The 2,029-nt window shown below is 58.3% G+C and carries 4 protein-coding genes; 3 read left to right on the top strand and 1 reads right to left on the bottom strand.

The features are described 5' to 3' along the window. Window positions 1-263 (top strand): cupin domain-containing protein (locus HKN37_02085; protein ID NNE45429.1); only part of this gene is annotated, 263 nt, incomplete at its 5' end. A gap of 236 nt (window positions 264-499) precedes the next feature. Further along, the gene (locus tag HKN37_02080; GenBank protein ID NNE45428.1) at window positions 500-817 is read left to right on the top strand and encodes a hypothetical protein; all 318 of its coding nucleotides are present in this window, start codon (window positions 500-502) and stop codon (window positions 815-817) included. 318 nt (window positions 818-1,135) lie between these two features. On the opposite strand, the gene HKN37_02075 is transcribed toward HKN37_02080, so the two are convergent. Beyond that, on the bottom strand, window positions 1,136-1,510 hold the full coding sequence (locus HKN37_02075) for an RNA-binding protein (GenBank protein NNE45427.1): 375 nt from the start codon (window positions 1,508-1,510) through the stop codon (window positions 1,136-1,138). A 298-nt stretch (window positions 1,511-1,808) separates the two neighbouring features. Here HKN37_02075 and HKN37_02070 point away from each other — a divergent pair. Next, a partial coding sequence (locus HKN37_02070; protein NNE45426.1) for a TfoX/Sxy family protein occupies window positions 1,809-2,029 on the top strand: 221 nt, incomplete at its 3' end.

Here is a 2,029-nt window from a genome sequence, read left to right as displayed (position 1 = left end):
AGGGAATAGTGAGCAAGATCCTTCTCAAGACCCCTTCGGGATCTGTAACCGCTTTCGCGTTTGATGCAGGGCAGGAACTGAGTGAGCACACGACGCCGTTCGATGCGCTGGTGTCGGTCATAGACGGCGAGGTCGACATTCGGATATCGGGTACGACGCACCGCGTATCCGGTGGCGAGTTGATTATTCTCCCGGCGAACGAGCCACACGCGCTGAGTGCCGTGTCGAGATTTAAGATGATTCTCACGATGCTGAAGGCTTGAGGTTGTTGGGAAGGGTCTGCGCTTGTGCCACATTCACGACGACCGGGAGCTAGTCGCGAAGACGTCGGCGTACCCCATACCGGGTCACAGGGCCCGGTCAGCGTGTATGGAATCCTCGAGTGCAGGCCATGGGTACTATCTGGATAGATATTCGCGCCATATCATGGGCGCCGACGGCACACGGGAGCCGAGATTAGAGTTTTCAGGCGCCCCGAAAGAAAACGGAGGTTTTCGCAATGGACAAAAAGGAAGAATTCCGAGAGAAGTGGCAGAAGCAGATTGACCAACTCGGTTCAACAATTGACGAACTGAAGGCAAAAGCCATGGATGCCTCCGCCGAAGCGCGAGATGAGATCTCGGAGCGACTGCAGGGTCTTGAAGGACAACGCGAGAAGGCGAAGGTCAAGATGAACGAAATGCTCGAAGCTGGTGAAGGCGTGTGGGACGAGGTCTCCGACGAAGCAGAGGAACTCTTCGGGAAGCTGAAGACAGGTATCGAGGGACTGCTTTCGCGTCTTGGCGGCGACGATGACAACGGAGAGGAGGCGGTCTGATTCTGGCGTACCGGGTAGTTTGAATCTGCCGCGCGTCGTCGAGATGTAGAGCGACGCACCCTGATCGCCGGGTTGGATGTCTGGCCAGGCTGCATCGGCCGCCATGTTCAATGCCAGGGTGATGCGCACGGCATGTGGCTGCCGATTCGGTTTGTTCCACCGCCAGTTTCCGTGCAGGTTTAGGCGGTCGACACCGACTCGTCCAGGCAGTGCAACGCAGTCAGGTTCACGAGCGGTTACAGGTTATGGGACCAGCTAAAAAGAAAAAGGGAGTCAGCCTTGCGGCCGACTCCCTTATCCTGTAAGCGAGAATCAGGCTTAGTAACGACGGCCTCCGCCACCGCCACCACCGTAGCCGCCGCCACCGCCGCCGCCGCGGTTACCACCGCCGCCGCCGTAGCCGCCACCGCCACGATTTCCACCGCCGCCGCCACCGCCACGACCCCGGTCCTCTCTCGGACGGGCCTCGTTAACAGTGATCGTGCGTCCGCCAAAATCCTGTCCATTCAGACCGTCGATAGCGGCCTGGGCTTCGCCGCTGTCCGGCATCTCAACGAAGCCGAAGCCCCGCGATTTCCCGGTGAAGCGGTCCTTGATAATTGTTGCTGAGTCGACGGCACCATATTCCTCGAAAGCCTCGCGGAGTTCAGGATCGGCGGTCGCGTGCGGCAGGTTGCCTACGTAGATGTTCATTTCGTATAGCTTTTCAGGAGCATCCGGCAACCCCCTAAACGAAGAAAACTTTCCACTCCAAGTGGCGCTCCGTAGCACCCGAAGGGGCGGAAAGCTGGGGAGAAGGTAGCCGAAGTGCTGTTTTGTTAACGCATTTGTCACGCCGTTCCGGGTAGCCGGTTCCCCGGTATCCCGATCTTTTGCAGAATATATTCGGCGCGACGAACCCGCGCGGGACCAGCGTGTTCAGCCTGACCTGACTGATTCTTGCTCCTTTTTGAGCAATATTGGCTCACCACCCCCCAACTTTTTGACGGATATGCCATTCAGTGAAGCCCTAGCCAGTCGCCTGCGCACCGCCCTTCAGGGCATTCCGGGTATCGTGGAGAAGAAGATGTTCGGTGGACTGGCCTTCATGGTCGAAGGACATATGTGCTGCGGCGTCATCAACGACGAACTGATGGTTCGTGTCGGCCCGGACAACTACTCGGCTTGCCTTGGACTTCCGGGAGCTCGTGAAATGGACTTCACCGGGAAGCC

Source organism: Rhodothermales bacterium, assembly GCA_013002345.1.
Taxonomy (GTDB): domain Bacteria; phylum Bacteroidota; class Rhodothermia; order Rhodothermales; family JABDKH01; genus JABDKH01.
This window is presented reverse-complemented; position numbering and strand designations above follow the sequence as displayed.